Source organism: Aquibium carbonis, assembly GCF_003970795.1.
GTDB lineage: Bacteria > Pseudomonadota > Alphaproteobacteria > Rhizobiales > Rhizobiaceae > Aquibium > Aquibium carbonis.
The window spans coordinates 1-12,960 of sequence record NZ_RWKW01000057.1; the positions used below are offsets into that span (position 1 = coordinate 1).

The 12,960-nt window shown below is 67.9% G+C and carries 13 protein-coding genes and 1 riboswitch; of the genes, 8 read left to right on the forward strand and 5 right to left on the reverse strand.

Annotated features, from left to right (window positions below; genetic code table 11):
* The 5 genes from EJC49_RS16245 to EJC49_RS16265 form a co-directional block, all read right to left on the reverse strand.
* Positions 1–190, reverse strand: a 190-nt coding sequence (locus EJC49_RS16245) for a hypothetical protein (protein ID WP_148106306.1), incomplete at its 3' end; no start/stop codon positions are given.
* The gene (locus tag EJC49_RS16250) at positions 187–990 is read right to left on the reverse strand and encodes an ABC transporter ATP-binding protein (protein ID WP_126700995.1); all 804 of its coding nucleotides are present in this window, start codon (positions 988–990) and stop codon (positions 187–189) included. The genes EJC49_RS16245 and EJC49_RS16250, both read right to left, overlap by 4 nt.
* The gene (locus EJC49_RS16255) at positions 990–1,979 is read right to left on the reverse strand and encodes a FecCD family ABC transporter permease (protein ID WP_126700996.1); all 990 of its coding nucleotides are present in this window, start codon (positions 1,977–1,979) and stop codon (positions 990–992) included. The genes EJC49_RS16250 and EJC49_RS16255 overlap by 1 nt, the downstream gene beginning before the upstream one ends.
* Entirely contained in the window at positions 1,976–2,905 is a 930-nt protein-coding gene (locus EJC49_RS16260; protein WP_245453428.1) for an ABC transporter substrate-binding protein, read from the reverse strand. Before EJC49_RS16260 ends, EJC49_RS16255 begins: the two co-directional genes overlap by 4 nt.
* The gene (locus tag EJC49_RS16265) at positions 2,905–4,884 is read right to left on the reverse strand and encodes a TonB-dependent receptor plug domain-containing protein (RefSeq protein WP_126700997.1); all 1,980 of its coding nucleotides are present in this window, start codon (positions 4,882–4,884) and stop codon (positions 2,905–2,907) included. The genes EJC49_RS16260 and EJC49_RS16265 overlap by 1 nt, the downstream gene beginning before the upstream one ends.
* A gap of 133 nt (positions 4,885–5,017) precedes the next feature.
* A riboswitch (cobalamin riboswitch) is annotated at positions 5,018–5,233 on the reverse strand.
* Between the two features lie 172 nt (positions 5,234–5,405).
* Here EJC49_RS16265 and EJC49_RS16270 point away from each other — a divergent pair.
* From EJC49_RS16270 to EJC49_RS26115, 8 genes are all read left to right on the forward strand, one after another.
* Positions 5,406–6,086 (forward strand): cupin domain-containing protein, encoded by a 681-nt coding sequence (locus EJC49_RS16270; RefSeq protein WP_126700998.1) that lies wholly within the window; start codon positions 5,406–5,408, stop codon positions 6,084–6,086.
* The gene (locus EJC49_RS16275) at positions 6,083–7,681 is read left to right on the forward strand and encodes an ABC transporter substrate-binding protein (RefSeq protein ID WP_245453429.1); all 1,599 of its coding nucleotides are present in this window, start codon (positions 6,083–6,085) and stop codon (positions 7,679–7,681) included. Before EJC49_RS16270 ends, EJC49_RS16275 begins: the two co-directional genes overlap by 4 nt.
* Before the next feature lie 63 nt (positions 7,682–7,744).
* Positions 7,745–8,770 carry an ABC transporter permease gene (locus EJC49_RS16280; protein WP_126700999.1) on the forward strand — a complete coding sequence of 342 codons (1,026 nt, stop codon included), beginning with the start codon at positions 7,745–7,747 and terminating at the stop codon, positions 8,768–8,770.
* Between the two features lie 346 nt (positions 8,771–9,116).
* Positions 9,117–9,950 (forward strand): ABC transporter permease, encoded by an 834-nt coding sequence (locus EJC49_RS16285; RefSeq protein ID WP_126701000.1) that lies wholly within the window; start codon positions 9,117–9,119, stop codon positions 9,948–9,950.
* Entirely contained in the window at positions 9,947–10,837 is an 891-nt protein-coding gene (locus EJC49_RS16290; protein WP_126701001.1) for an ABC transporter ATP-binding protein, read from the forward strand. The genes EJC49_RS16285 and EJC49_RS16290 overlap by 4 nt, the downstream gene beginning before the upstream one ends.
* A gap of 241 nt (positions 10,838–11,078) precedes the next feature.
* Complete coding sequence (locus EJC49_RS16295; protein ID WP_126701002.1) at positions 11,079–11,891, forward strand: ABC transporter ATP-binding protein; 813 nt, start codon at positions 11,079–11,081, stop codon at positions 11,889–11,891.
* The gene (locus tag EJC49_RS16300) at positions 11,878–12,375 is read left to right on the forward strand and encodes a GAF domain-containing protein (RefSeq protein WP_126701003.1); all 498 of its coding nucleotides are present in this window, start codon (positions 11,878–11,880) and stop codon (positions 12,373–12,375) included. Before EJC49_RS16295 ends, EJC49_RS16300 begins: the two co-directional genes overlap by 14 nt.
* A gap of 2 nt (positions 12,376–12,377) precedes the next feature.
* Complete coding sequence (locus EJC49_RS26115; protein WP_245453430.1) at positions 12,378–12,959, forward strand: hydantoinase/oxoprolinase N-terminal domain-containing protein; 582 nt, start codon at positions 12,378–12,380, stop codon at positions 12,957–12,959.
* Position 12,960 lies beyond the last annotated feature (1 nt).

The following is a 12,960-nucleotide window of genomic DNA, read 5'->3' on the forward strand; positions in this document are numbered from 1 at the left end:
CGGGCAGCAGCGCCGCGTTGGCTCCGACGGACGGCAGGCCCGACGGCGGCAAGCCGCCGGCATTGTCGTTTTCGCCGCGCCGGGGCGTCTCGACCGCAGGTGCATCACTTTCCTCGCGTGCCGCTTCGCCGGCCGACATGGCGGCAACGCGCGCGAGGTCGATCCATCCGGGCGTCGGGTGGCGGGTCATCGCGCGCCTCCGGCGTCGACGAGCCGCGATGCGTCTGCCAGCCCGACAGGCGCCAGCACCGGTCGCCCGTCTAGTTGCGCGATGTGGGCGCGGATGCCGAAGACGCTCGCCAGCATGGGCGCGTCGAGGACGTCGGCCGGGTCGCCGTCGGCTGCCACCACACCGTCGCGCAGCAGCACCACGCGGTCGCACCAGCGCGCTGCCAGCGTCAGGTCGTGCAGCGAGACGAGGATGGCGCGGCCGCGCCTGGCGATGGTGCCGAGCGCGGCCATCATCGAAATCTGGTGCGCCGGATCGAGGCCCGACGCCGGCTCGTCGGCGATCAGCACCGGCGTGTCCTGGGCGATGGCGCGCGCGGCCAGCACGCGGGCCTGCTCGCCTCCGGAGAGTTCGGTCGCGGGGCGCGCGGCGAGGCCTTCGACGTCCATCACCGCCATCGCCTCGCGGCAGATGTCCAGGTCGCGGGGGCCGGGCTTCGCGCCGAAACCGAGCCAGGGCAGGCGGCCGAGCGCCACCGCCTTTTCCACGCTCACCGGCCAGCCGATCACCCGCGTCTGCGGCAGGTAGGCCATCAGCCGGGCGCGTTCTGCGGGCAACAGGGCCGCGCCGTCGCGCTCGCCGATCCGCACCGTGCCGGTGTGGGCGGTCTGTCCGGCCAGCGCTCGCATCAGCGTCGACTTGCCAGCGCCGTTGGGGCCCAGCAAACCGACCACCTCGCCCGGCCGCACCGAAAGGTCGACGCCGCGCAGCACCGTCCGTCCGGCGAGGTCGACATGCAGGGCGAGGGCGGAGAGCTCCATCAGGCGAGCCCCCGGCGCGCGCGGGTGACCAGCCACAGGAAGAACGGCGCGCCGATCAGCGCGGTCAGCACGCCGACATTCAGTTCCTTGGCCGGCACGATGGTGCGGGCGGCGATGTCGGCGGCGAGCAGCAGCGCCGCTCCGCCAAGGCCGGAGGGCAAGAGAAGCCGGCTCGGCATGCGGTCGGTCAGCGGGCGTAAAAGGTGCGGCACCACGAGCCCGACGAAGCCGATCGCGCCGGTAACGGCCACGCCCGCGCCCACCGCCAGCGCCACGCCCGCCACCAGCATGATGCGCGCGCGCGGCAGGTCGATGCCGAGGCTCCGCGCGGCTTCCTCGCCGAAGGACAGCGCGTCGAGCGCGCGCGCCGAGACGAGGATCAGCGCCCAGCCGAGAAGCATTGGCGGCAGCGAGATCCAGACGTGCAGCATCGACCGGTCCTTGATCGAGCCGAGCAGCCAGAAGATGATTTCGTAGCTGGCGAAGGGGTTCGGTGACAGGTTGAGCGCCAGCGAGGTGAACGCGCCGGCCAGGCTGGACAGCGCGATGCCGGCGAGGATCAGTGTCAGCGTCGTGGTGTTGCCTGCGGCGATCGCCAGAAGCACGATGACGGCCACCAGCGCGCCGATCATCGCGCCGGCCGGCAGCGCCAGCATCGAGGCGCCCGCGAACCCCGAATAGAACACTGCGACGGCGCCGAGCGAGGCCGTGGCCGAGACACCGATGATGCCGGGCTCGGCCAGCGGGTTGCGCAGGAAGCCCTGCAGCGCCGCGCCGGAAAGCCCGAGCCCGAAGCCGACGAGGGCCGCCAGCAGCGCGCGCGGCAGGCGCACCTCGCGCATGATGATTTTTGCCGCCTCGCCGCCGCCCGACAACAGCCCCTCAAGGCTCGCGGTGACGCCCAGCGCGGCCGGGCCGATCATCAGCGAGGCCGCAAAGAGCGCTGCGACCAAAAGCGCCAGCACGAGGGTCAGGCGGGCTGGGCTCATCCCGATGCGCCTGTTCGCGAGAGGATTTCGTCGCGAAGGGCGCGCAACGCCCGCACGGCCTCCAGCGTGAACGGCCCGCCGCAACTCCACGATCCGCGCGGCACGACGCCGGTTGCAGCCACTGCGCCGCTGGCGGCGATGGCCGGGTGGCGCGTCACCTGGTCGGCGAGCGCCGGGGCCTCGTCGATCCGGGCGGAAAGCAGGACGACGTCGGGCCGGTCGGTGATCAGGAGTTCGAGCGGGTAGGGCGTCATGCCGGAAAAGCCGCGCTCGGCCGCCAGGTTGCGGAATCCGGCTGCCGCAAGCACGCTGTCGGCCAGCGTGCCGGCCCCGGTGGCAACCCCGTTCTGGCCGAAGATGACGGCTGTCGGGCGCGGCGCACCGGCAGCGACCGTCAGATCCGCGAGGTCGCGCTCGAAGGCGGACGCCATCGCCTCGGCGCCGGCCTGTTCGCCCAGAATCGCTCCCATCCGGCGGATGTCGGCGGCGATGGTGTCGAGCGTCTGGGTATAGCCGAATTCCTCCACCCGCATGCCCAGATGGCGCAGCAGCTGGGTCGTGTTGTGCAGCGAATAGGTGCCGGTCACCACCACGTCCGGGCGGGCGACGAACACCTCCTCGGCTACGCCGGCATTCTTCGGATAGACCCGGGCGTCTCCATGCAAGTAGGAATAGTCCGGTTCGTCGGACAGCACCGACAGGGAGACGATGCGACCGGGATCGGCCAGCGCCAGCACAAGCTGGTCGGTGCAGACGTTGAGCGACATCACGCGCGGCGCTTCCTGCGCCGGCGCCTGAGCGGCAAGGCCGACGACCACCGCCAGGCCAAGCAGAGCGGCGGTCATCGACGTCGAAAGCCCGCCCGGCAGCCGCGCGCCGACGGCCGACAGGCCGCGCGCGCAGGAAACAGCCGGGCGGCGGCGCATCAGAACTGCGCCTTGAAGCCCGCGAAGGCGGAGATGCCTGCGGTGCCGAAGCCCGGCGACACCTGGTATTTCTGGTCGAGCAGGTTCTCGACGCGCAGATAGGCCTCGGTGTTGTCGGTTGGCTTGTAGGCCACCTTGGCATTGATCAGCACGTAGTCGTCGAGCTTCACGTCGCCGCGCACGGCACTGTACTGCGTGCAGTCCACCGGATCGAAGGTGGGCGGCGGGAAGCATGTTCCCAGATAGGCCTGGCTGCCGACGATGACCGTGTCGATCGCGTCGAGGGGGATCTTGGCGGTCGCCGAGATCGTCCACTTCTCCGCCGGGCGAACCGTGGCCTGAAGCCCGATCGCGTGCTCGGGAATGCGGATGGCGTGATCGCCGTCGGCGTCCGTGGCGCGGGTGTAGGTATAGTTGGCGCCGATATCGAGCCAGCTCGATGCCTTCCAGGTGAAGGAGGTCTCCACACCGCGCGACTTCGTCGTCCCGTCCGACTGCTGGTACGTGTAGGTCACGTTGTCGTAGATGATCAGGTCGTCGACATCGAGCATGAAGAAGGTCACGTCGGCCACCAACGCCCCGCCGAGGAAGGTCTGCTCCACGCCCGCGTCGAAGCTGAAGCTCGTCTCGGGCTGCAGGTCAGTGTTGCCGACATAAGGTCCGAACAGTTCATAGAGGCTCGGTGCCCGGAAGCCGGTGCCCACCGAGCTGTGCAGCCGCGTTCCGGTCTGGTCGAACAGGTAGGACGCGGTGCCGCGATAGGTGAGGTGCTCGCCGAATTCCGAGTGGCTGTCGTGGCGCAGGCCTGCGGTCAGAACGAGATTCTCGACTGGTTGGACGATCGCCTGTGTCCACAGGCCGGTCAGTTCGAAACCATCATCGGTGTCGGTGCCGTAATTGTCGGTGGCGGCCGCGTTCTGCCACTCATGGTCCGCGCCGTACTGCAGTGTCAGCCAGGTCGAAGCCTCGAACGAACCCTGATAGTCGAGCTTGGTGCGGGTGCCGGTGTAATCCGCGTCGAAGGCGCCGTAGAGCGGATCGACGGAGCGGATGGCCCGATCGAGCTGGAACACCTGGACCGAGGCGGTGTTCTTCATCCGGCCGTCCAGCAGGTCGAGGTTGAAACCGAAGCGGGCGGCAGCCTGCTGGGTCGCATTCCTGTTCGCGAGGTTGTCGGACGGTTCGACGATCTCGCCCGTATCGGGGATCACGTAGCGGTCATTGTCGTAGTCGGCCTCGCCCTTGATGTAGAGGGCGCTGCCGAAGACGGAGAAATTCTCGCTGAAGCGGTACTCGCCGTTGACGTCGATGTTGCCCAGGTCGAAGGCGTCGCCCTCGGTCCCGAGCGCGGCCGAGGAGATGCCGTCGGTGTGGAAGCCGGCGACGTTGAACGACAGGCTCGCCTTGTCGTTGGCGGCGCGCAAGCCGTAGGCGCCGCGCACGGTGCCGTTCGATCCGGCCTCGACGCCGACGAGGTGCCTGACGCCGGGCTCGATGCCGCCGAGCGTCGAAATGGAAATGACGCCGGCGATCGCATCCGAGCCGTAGAGCGTGCTTTGCGATCCCTTCAGCACCTCGATGCTGTTGACGCCGTCGGCGAGCAGGTACTGGTAGGAAGTCTGGGCCTGCGTGCTCGTCGGGTCGGAAATGTCGATGCCGTTGTAGAGCGTCTTCACGTAGCGGCGCGGCAGGCCGCGCACCGAGAGGCTCGCTTCCGTGCCCGGCCCGCCGGGCGAGGTGACGTGGATGCCGGGCAACTGGTTCAGATAGTCGACGATCAGCGGCCGGGCCTGCTCTTCGATCTCCTCCCTGCTGACGGTCTCCACCGTCGAGCCGGTCTTGGCCTTGTCGGTCGGCGTGCGGTTCGGCGTGACGACGATCTCGCCGATGTCGAGCTCCTGCGCGAAGGCGGGCGCGGCGACCACGAGTGCGAAAACGGATACGGCAGCGGAAAGCGACAGCGCTTTCTTGGTGTTCATGACGGTCCCCCAGCCCCGCGGCCCCTCGGACGCGGTCATGGTTGCAATGATGCCGGTGGGATCGGATCGGAGTCCCCCAGCGATGACGAAAGCCACCACTGTGCGAGACAGCGCCGGAAGCTCCCCGCATCCGGAAACGTGACGGCTCGAGGCAGGTCTCCTGGCTTGCGGTTCAGCGGCTTGCCCTGCCTTCCCGAGACGGCGAACGCGTCTCAGTGGCATCAGCGGACAAGCCTCGCCGCTTACAGTTGCGGGGGCAGCTACGGTTGCGATGCCGGCGGCACCGTCCCGTATTCCCTATTTCCTCCCGGCCTGCAGTGGCGCGGGAACCTCGAACGGTGTCACATTAACAGTCCGTAAAGGGCGCGGTCAACGGGATCGCCGGCCCGTTTCCGACCTGTCTGCACACGCTGCACCGCACGTGCTCGCGGCGTTTGCACGATGTTTAGCCAGACTAAAATTGTGCTTGACTCGTTCCGCGCATGACGTCACGTTTTACAAATACTAAAACGAGGTGAGGCGTGGCCGACCGGGTGGATCACGAAGACTTTGCGGGCGTCGAAGCGGCGCCGCTGGGCGATCGCCTGCGCACGCGGCGGCAGGCGCTCGGCCTGACCCTGAAGGAGGTCGCGGACGGCGCGGGCCTGTCCGTCGGCTTCATCTCCCAGATCGAGCGCGGCATCACCACGCCGTCGCTGTCGTCGCTGGTTTCGGTGTCGCGGGTTCTCGGCCTGCATGTCTCCGAGTTCCTGTCGCAGCCCAAGGTCACCGCGTCGATGACCCGGCAGAACCAGCGCCAGCACTATGCCGTCGGCGGCAATTCGCTGGTCTACGAGCGTCTGTCGACCTCGTTTCCCGGCAACGTGCTGCGCAGCCTCATCATTCACGAGCCACCCGGCTATCGCTCGGAGCCGATCGCCCACGAGGGCGAGGAAATCTTCTACGTGCTGCAGGGCGCGATCACCGTGGAACTCGAAGGCGAGGTCAACATCCTCGAGGCCGGCGACTCGCTGCACTTCCAGTCCAACCGGGTGCACTCGTCCTGGAACCACACCGGCTCGCCGGCCACCATCCTGCACACCTGCACCATGGACGTGTTCGGCGACAACCCGGCCGCGGAGGAGCCGCATCCGGTCGTCCAGAAGGCGACCGCGCGCGGCAAGAAAGCAACCAGATCCAAGATCAACGAAGGGGAAAAATGATGACACCGATCGCAAGGCCGTTCGCGGCCGCACTGCTCGCCGCGACCGTGCTTACGCCGCTCGCCGTTTCGGCTGCGTCCGCGCAGACCGTGCTGCGCCTCGACGAGGTCGCCGTCGGCGAACTCGATCCGGGCAAGGCGTCGGACTATGCCGACTCCATTCTGATGTTCAACGTCTACGACACGCTGGTCCTGCCGGTGCAGGGCGGCCCGGGCTATGCGCCGCACCTGGCCGAAAGCTGGGAAGCCGACGGCAACGACTTCGTCTTCAAGCTGCGCCAGGACGTCAAGTTCCAGAGCGGCAACCCGCTCACGGCCGAGGACGTGGTGTTCTCCTTCGATCGCATGAAGGCGCTGGGGCAGGGCCTGTCCTTCGTCTTCGCCAAGGTGGAGTCCGCCGAAGCCGTCGACGCCGGCACCGTCCGCTTCAAGCTGTCGGAGGCCTACTCGCCCTTCGTGGCCTCGCTGGTGCGCCTGCCCATCCTCGACAAGGCGCTCGTCATGGAAAACCTCGGCGAGGGCGACGGCGAGATGAAGGACTGGGGCCAGGCCTTCCTGTCGGCCAACGGCGCCGGCACGGGCGCCTACAAGGTCGTTGCGCACAATCCGCAGCAGGAAACGGTCATGGAGAAGAACCCTGACTATTTCCTCGACGTGGCCGACAGCGCGCCCGACCAGGTGCGCCTGCGCTACAGCCTCGAGGCCGCTACGGTGCGTACCCTGATCGCGCAGGGCGAACATGACATCTCCTCGCAGTGGTTGCCGCCGGAGGTGCTGAAGGCGCTTGCCGGCAGCGGCGCGCAGATGCTGAAGGAGACCGGCGGCGGCGCCTTCTACGTCAAGATGAACACCGCCAAGGCGCCGCTCGACGACGTCAACTGCCGCCTGGCGCTGGCCTCTGCCTTTGACTATTCCGCCGGCATCCAGATGGTGGCGGTCGCCGACGGCGTCGCGCAGGGCAGCCCGTCCACGGGCGCAATCCCGGTCGGCATGTTCGGCGCCGGGGAGACCCCGCTGGTGCGCGACCTCGAGGCGGCCAAGGCCCATCTCGCCGCCTGCCAGTACAAGCCCGAGGACTTCACGCTCGAGCTGTCCTGGATCGGCGAAGTGCCGATCGAGGAACGCTTCGCGCTTTTGATGCAGGCGAACTTCGCCGAGATCGGCATCAAGTCGGAAATCCGCAAGGTGCCTTGGGCGCTGTTCACCGAACTCGTGTCGAAGCCCGAGAACACGCCGCACATCTCCCAGATCTTCGCCAATGCGGTGACCGGCGATCCCGACACGCTCTTGTTCCCGATGTATCATTCGACGCTCAAGGGCACCTGGCAGTCGCCGGAAAACCTCGAAGACGCCACCGTCGACGAGTTGCTGGTGAAGGGCCGCACCGTCACCGATCCCGAGGAGCGCCAGGCCACCTATGCCGCGCTCAACGAGCGGCTGATGGAGATCGCGCCGACCATCTACGGCTATGACCGGCAGTCGCTCTTCGCCGCGTCGAACCGGGTCAAGGTGCCGGCGCTGACCGATCCGGACAAGGCCTTCGGCCTCGACGGCATGGGCTTCTCCTTCCGCCTGATGGAAATGACCGGCCAGTAACCGGCGCCGTACACCGGACCGGCGGGCAACCGCCGGTCCCCCGCAAACGAAAAAGTCAAAGACATGCCGCCTGTCGTTCGCCTCCTCGCGAAGCGGCTCGGAACGTCCCTGCTCGTCCTGGTGGGGGTCTCGATGCTGATCTTCGCCATCGCCCGGATCATCCCCGGCGATCCCGCGCGCATCGCGCTCGGGCCGAACGCCAGCGTGGAGCAGGTGGCGCAGATGCGCGAGCGGCTGCATCTGGATGACGCGTTGCCGGTGCAGTACGCCTATTTCGTCCGCGACGTCTTTCGCGGCGATCTCGGCATTTCGCTCTACACCAACCGTCCCGTGACCACCGACATTGCGCAGTTCCTGCCCGCCACGCTGGAACTCATCCTCGTGGCGGGCTTGATGATGGTGCTGATCGGCCTGCCGCTCGGCGTCATCGCCGCACGCTATCGCGGCCGGTGGGCCGACCATGCGATCCGGCTGATCACGCTGCTCGGTGTCTCGGCGCCGAGTTTCGTCTGGGCCGTCATCCTGATGCTGTGCTTTGCCTATTTCCTGCCGCTGTTTCCGATCGCCGGGCGCATCGCCGACAGCTATGCGATCGCGCCGGTGACCGGCTTCCTCACCATCGACACGCTTCTCGCCGGCAATCTCTCCGCCTTCGCCAACGCCGCCTGGCACATCGTGCTGCCGGCCTTCGCGCTGGCGCTTTCGGGCATCGGCCAGGCGGCGCGGCTCACCCGCTCCAACATGGTCGAGACCTACGACAAGCCCTACATCGAGATGGCGCAGTCCTACGGCTTCGCGGAAGGCCGCATCGCGCGGCGCTGGGCGTTCCGGCCCTCGCTCATTCCCTCGCTCACCATCATCGGCCTCGACTTCGCGGCCATGCTCGGCAACGCCTTCCTGGTGGAGGCCGTCTTCGCCTGGCCCGGCCTGTCGCGCTACGGCGTCGCCGTCATCCTGCGCAAGGATCTCAACGCCATCGTCGGCACGGTGCTGATCATCTCGGCCATGTTCCTCATCGTCAACATCGTCGTCGACCTGCTGATCGCGCTGATCAATCCGCGCATCCGGCATTCGCAGAGGGCAGGGTGATGGCTGGTGTTCGCTCCTCCCGCACCTTGCGCCGTGCTGCAGGCTCGACCTTCGAGTTTACTGCGGAAAGTCCGCGTTGCACCACTCTGCGCGAAAGCCCGAAAACCGTGTGCACAGTACCCCCACCCCTCACCCCTCCCCACAAGGGGGAGGGGGGCGATCCGCGTCGCGCCAGGTTCTGCCGGACGTGGCGACGCACGTCGCCGGTGTCCCCCTCCCCCTTGTGGGGAGGGGTGAGGGGTGGGGGTACTGTGCACACAGTCCGGCGGACGTTGCGCTCCGCGCGTGCAGGCAACACATTGGTGAGGGCTGAGGCCGCTCGTCTCCGCGTATCCGGTGGCCGCCCATGAAGCGCACGCTCTTCATCCTGTTGCGCAACCCGCTCTCGGCGCTCGGCCTGTTCCTGGTGGCGCTGGTGGTGCTGTCGGCCGTCTTCGCCGATTTCATCGCGCCGTTCCCCACCCATGCGGGCGCGGTGGTCGACTTCGCCAATTTCAACAAGCCGCCGGAATGGCCCTACGTCTTCGGCACCGATCTCGTCGGCCGCGACCTGTTCTCGCGCATCCTCTATGCCTACCGCATCTCGCTCCTGCTCGGCGTCGTGGTGCTGGTCGTGGCCGTGCCGATCGGCGTCACCATCGGCCTCGTCGCGGGGTATCTCGGCGGCTGGACCGAATATGTCCTGATGCGCATCACCGACGTGTTCCTGTCGATCCCGCCGCTGGTGCTCGCCATGTCGATGATGGGCCTGCTCCAGCCCACGCTCACCAACGGCATGCTGGCCGTCACCGCCATGTGGTGGCCCTGGTACACGCGGCTCGTCTACAACCTCGCTCGTTCCGAGAAGGAAGAAGGCTACGTGCTTGCCGCCGAGGTCATCGGCGCGTCGAAGGCGCATGTCATCTTCCGCGAGATCCTGCCCAACTGCGTGCCCTCGATCGTCACCAAGATGACGCTCGACCTCGGCTTCGTCATCCTCATCGCCTCGTCGCTCTCCTTCCTCGGGCTCGGCGTGCAGCCGCCGACGCCTGACCTCGGTTCCATGGTCGCCGACGGCGCCAAGTACCTGCCGGACTCCTGGTGGCTCACCGTCTTCCCGGGCCTTGCCATCCTCGTTGCCGTCTTCGGCTTCAACCTCGTCGGCGACGCGCTGCGCGACGTGTTGGGGACCGGCCAATGACGGCGCCGACGCTCGCCATCCGCGACCTGACGCTCGGCTTCCGCGGCTGGGCGGGGCAGGTCGACGTGCTGCACGGCATCTCGCTGCACATCATGAAGGGCGAGCGCGTGGCGCTGGTCGGCGAAAGCGGTTCGGGCAAGTCCGTCACCGCGCGCATCGTGCTCGGCCTGCTCCAGCAGTTGAAGACCGCGCGCATCGGCGGCCTCGTCGCCTTCGAAGGCCAGGATCTGTCGACGCTCTCGGCGCGCCAGCGCCATGCGCTGCGCGGCACCCGCATGTCGATGATCTTCCAGGATCCGACCTCCTCGCTCAACCCGGTCTACCGCATCGGTTCGCAGTTCCACGAGGTGCTGAAGCGCGCCGAGCCGGGCATCTCGGCGGCGGACGCGCGCAGGAAGGCGCAGGCCGCGCTCGCCGACGTGGCGATCCCCGATCCGGCGCGCGCGCTCGATTCCTATTCCTTCCAGCTCTCCGGCGGCATGAACCAGCGCGTCATGATCGCCATGGCGCTCGCCAACGAACCGTCGCTGCTCATCGCCGACGAACCGGGCACCGCGCTCGACGTCACCGTGCAGGCACAAACCTTGTCTCTGATGCGCGCCCTGGTCGAGAAGCACCACACTTCGGTGCTGTTCATCTCGCACAATCTCGGCGTGGTGCGCGAATTCGCCGACCGCGTCTATGTCATCTACAAGGGCCGCATCGTCGAGCACGGCCGCTCGGCCGATCTCTTCGCCGATCCGCGCCACCCCTACACCCGTGCCCTGCTGTCCGCGGTGCCCCGCATCACCGGCGGCGGCATTCCCGAGATCGACGACGTGTCGGAAAGCTACTTCGCGCCGATGGTAGTGCACGAGGGGTGTGGCGAGCCGGGGGAGGTGGGGTGATGACGTTTCCATCGTGGTCTACCGTCCCGCTCGGTCGTACCCCCACCCCTTACCCCTCCCCACAAGGGGGAGGGGGGCTTCCCTCGCATTCGCTCGATCTTCGCCGGCTCTCTCGTCGAGCTGCGCCTTCGCCATCCCCCTCCCCCTTGTGGGGAGGGGTGAGGGGTGGGGGTTCACCTGCACGTAGTTTCCAAACCATCCTGGAACATCCGCACCGCGGCGGATCGCCGGACCACCCCGCATGACCGCGCTGCTTTCCCTCGACCGCGTCTCCAAGACCTTCACGCAAGGCCGCCACGAAGTGCGCGCCGTCGACGACGTGTCGCTCGACGTCATCCAGGGCGAGTGCCTGGCGATCGTCGGCGAGAGCGGCTCGGGGAAGTCCACCGTCGCCAACATGATCCTCGGCATCTACCCGCCGACCGCCGGCACGATCGCCTTCCGCGGCGAGGCCCTGCCGGCCGCGCGGACGCTCGCCCACCGCCGCGCCATCCAGCTGGTGCAGCAGAACCCGCTGTCTTCGCTCAACCCGAAACGCAGCATCGGCGCGTCGCTGCGGCTGCCGCTCGACGTGCACGATCTCGGCCCGCGCGCCGCCCGCGCCGCCCGCGTCGGAGTGCTTCTGGAAGAGGTGGGCCTGCCAGCGGACTATGCCAGGCGCACGCCGGAATCGCTGTCGGGCGGCCAGCGCCAGCGGGTCGCCATCGCCCGCGCGCTCGCCTGCCAGTCCGACCTCGTGGTTCTCGACGAGCCGACCTCCGCGCTCGACGTCCTGGTCCAGGCTCGCGTGCTCAAGCTGTTAAACGACTTGCGGAAAGGCCGCGGGCTCACCTATGTCTTCATCACCCACGACCTTTCGGTCGTGCGCAACATCGCCGATCGTGTCGCCGTCTTCGAGCGCGGCCGGCTGGTCGAGCTGAACCCGACGGAGACGATCTTCTCCGACCCCCACCACCCCTATACGCGCCGCCTGATCGGCGCCGTCCCGGTCGTCACCGCCGACGAGGTGCGGCTGCGCGACCGTCTCATGGAGAACGACAATGAACGTGCCTGACTACACGCCCTTCCTCGTTGCCGCCGGACGCGCGGGCCAGCCGCAGGCCGCCTTTGATGCGCTCTGCGCGCTGGCGCAGGAGGTCGTCGGCGCCAAGCTCTTCACCGTCATGACCAGCGACCGGGTGCAGCGCGTCAATGCGCGGGTCTACTCCAACATGCCCGACGCCTATCCCGTCTCCGGCACCAAGCCCGCCAACGAGACCGACTGGTCGCGCCAGGTCATCGAGGAGAAGAAGACATTCGTGGCCAACGACATCGAGGGCATTGCCGACGTGTTCGGTGACTGGGAACTGATCCAGTCGCTCGGCTGCGAGAGCGTCATGAACGTGCCGATCCTGATCGACGGCGAAGTCGCGGGCACCATCAACTGCCTCGACGTCGCCGGCCACTACACGGCCGACCGGGTGGCCGCCGCCGAGGCGCTGAAGCTGCCCGGCCTCGTCTGCCTTCTCCTCAACCAGCGCATGAACAAGGGAGCCTGACCATGGGCGAGACCATCATCCGCGTCGCAACCGACGTCGGCGGGACCTTCACCGACCTCGTCTGCTTCGAGACGGACGTGGCCACCGGCGCGGCGCGCATCCTCACCGCCAAGTCCGATACGACGCCGCCGAACTTCGAGCAGGGCGTACTGAACGTGCTCGCCAAGGCGGGCGTCGATCCCGCCACGGTCGATTTCCTCGCCCATGGCACCACCGTCGTCATCAACGCGCTGACCGAGCGCAAGGGCGTCAAGGTCGGGCTCATCACCACGGAAGGTTTTCGCGATACGCTGGAGATCGCGCGCGGCAACCGGCCGGACTTCTTCAATCTGCACTACCAGAAGCCGAAGCCCTTCGTGCCGCGCTACCTGCGCCGCGAACTGCCCGGCCGCATCTCCTACAAGGGCGAGCAGCTGAAGCCGCTCGACCTGTCGGGCCTGCCGGCCATCGTCGCCGACTTCCAGGCCGACGGCGTCCAGGCGGTCGCCATCTCCTTCCTGCACTCCTATGCCGATCCCGCGCATGAGGAGGCGGCGATGGCGGAACTCCGCCGGCTCTGGCCCGACGTCTCGGCGGTCGCCTAGC

Bases quoted from the DNA above. Each gene is read 5' to 3' on its own strand.
- EJC49_RS26115 (WP_245453430.1), top strand. From the start codon at position 12,378: ATGGGCGAGACCATCATCCGCGTCGCAACCGACGTCGGCGGGACCTTC.
- EJC49_RS16255 (WP_126700996.1), bottom strand. From the start codon at position 1,979: ATGAGCCCAGCCCGCCTGACCCTCGTGCTGGCGCTTTTGGTCGCAGCG.
- EJC49_RS16300 (WP_126701003.1), top strand. From the start codon at position 11,878: ATGAACGTGCCTGACTACACGCCCTTCCTCGTTGCCGCCGGACGCGCG.
- EJC49_RS16295 (WP_126701002.1), top strand. From the start codon at position 11,079: ATGACCGCGCTGCTTTCCCTCGACCGCGTCTCCAAGACCTTCACGCAA.
- EJC49_RS16260 (WP_245453428.1), bottom strand. From the start codon at position 2,905: ATGCGCCGCCGCCCGGCTGTTTCCTGCGCGCGCGGCCTGTCGGCCGTC.
- EJC49_RS16280 (WP_126700999.1), top strand. From the start codon at position 7,745: ATGCCGCCTGTCGTTCGCCTCCTCGCGAAGCGGCTCGGAACGTCCCTG.
- EJC49_RS16275 (WP_245453429.1), top strand. From the start codon at position 6,083: ATGATGACACCGATCGCAAGGCCGTTCGCGGCCGCACTGCTCGCCGCG.
- EJC49_RS16265 (WP_126700997.1), bottom strand. From the start codon at position 4,884: ATGAACACCAAGAAAGCGCTGTCGCTTTCCGCTGCCGTATCCGTTTTC.
- EJC49_RS16290 (WP_126701001.1), top strand. From the start codon at position 9,947: ATGACGGCGCCGACGCTCGCCATCCGCGACCTGACGCTCGGCTTCCGC.
- EJC49_RS16250 (WP_126700995.1), bottom strand. From the start codon at position 990: ATGGAGCTCTCCGCCCTCGCCCTGCATGTCGACCTCGCCGGACGGACG.
- EJC49_RS16285 (WP_126701000.1), top strand. From the start codon at position 9,117: ATGAAGCGCACGCTCTTCATCCTGTTGCGCAACCCGCTCTCGGCGCTC.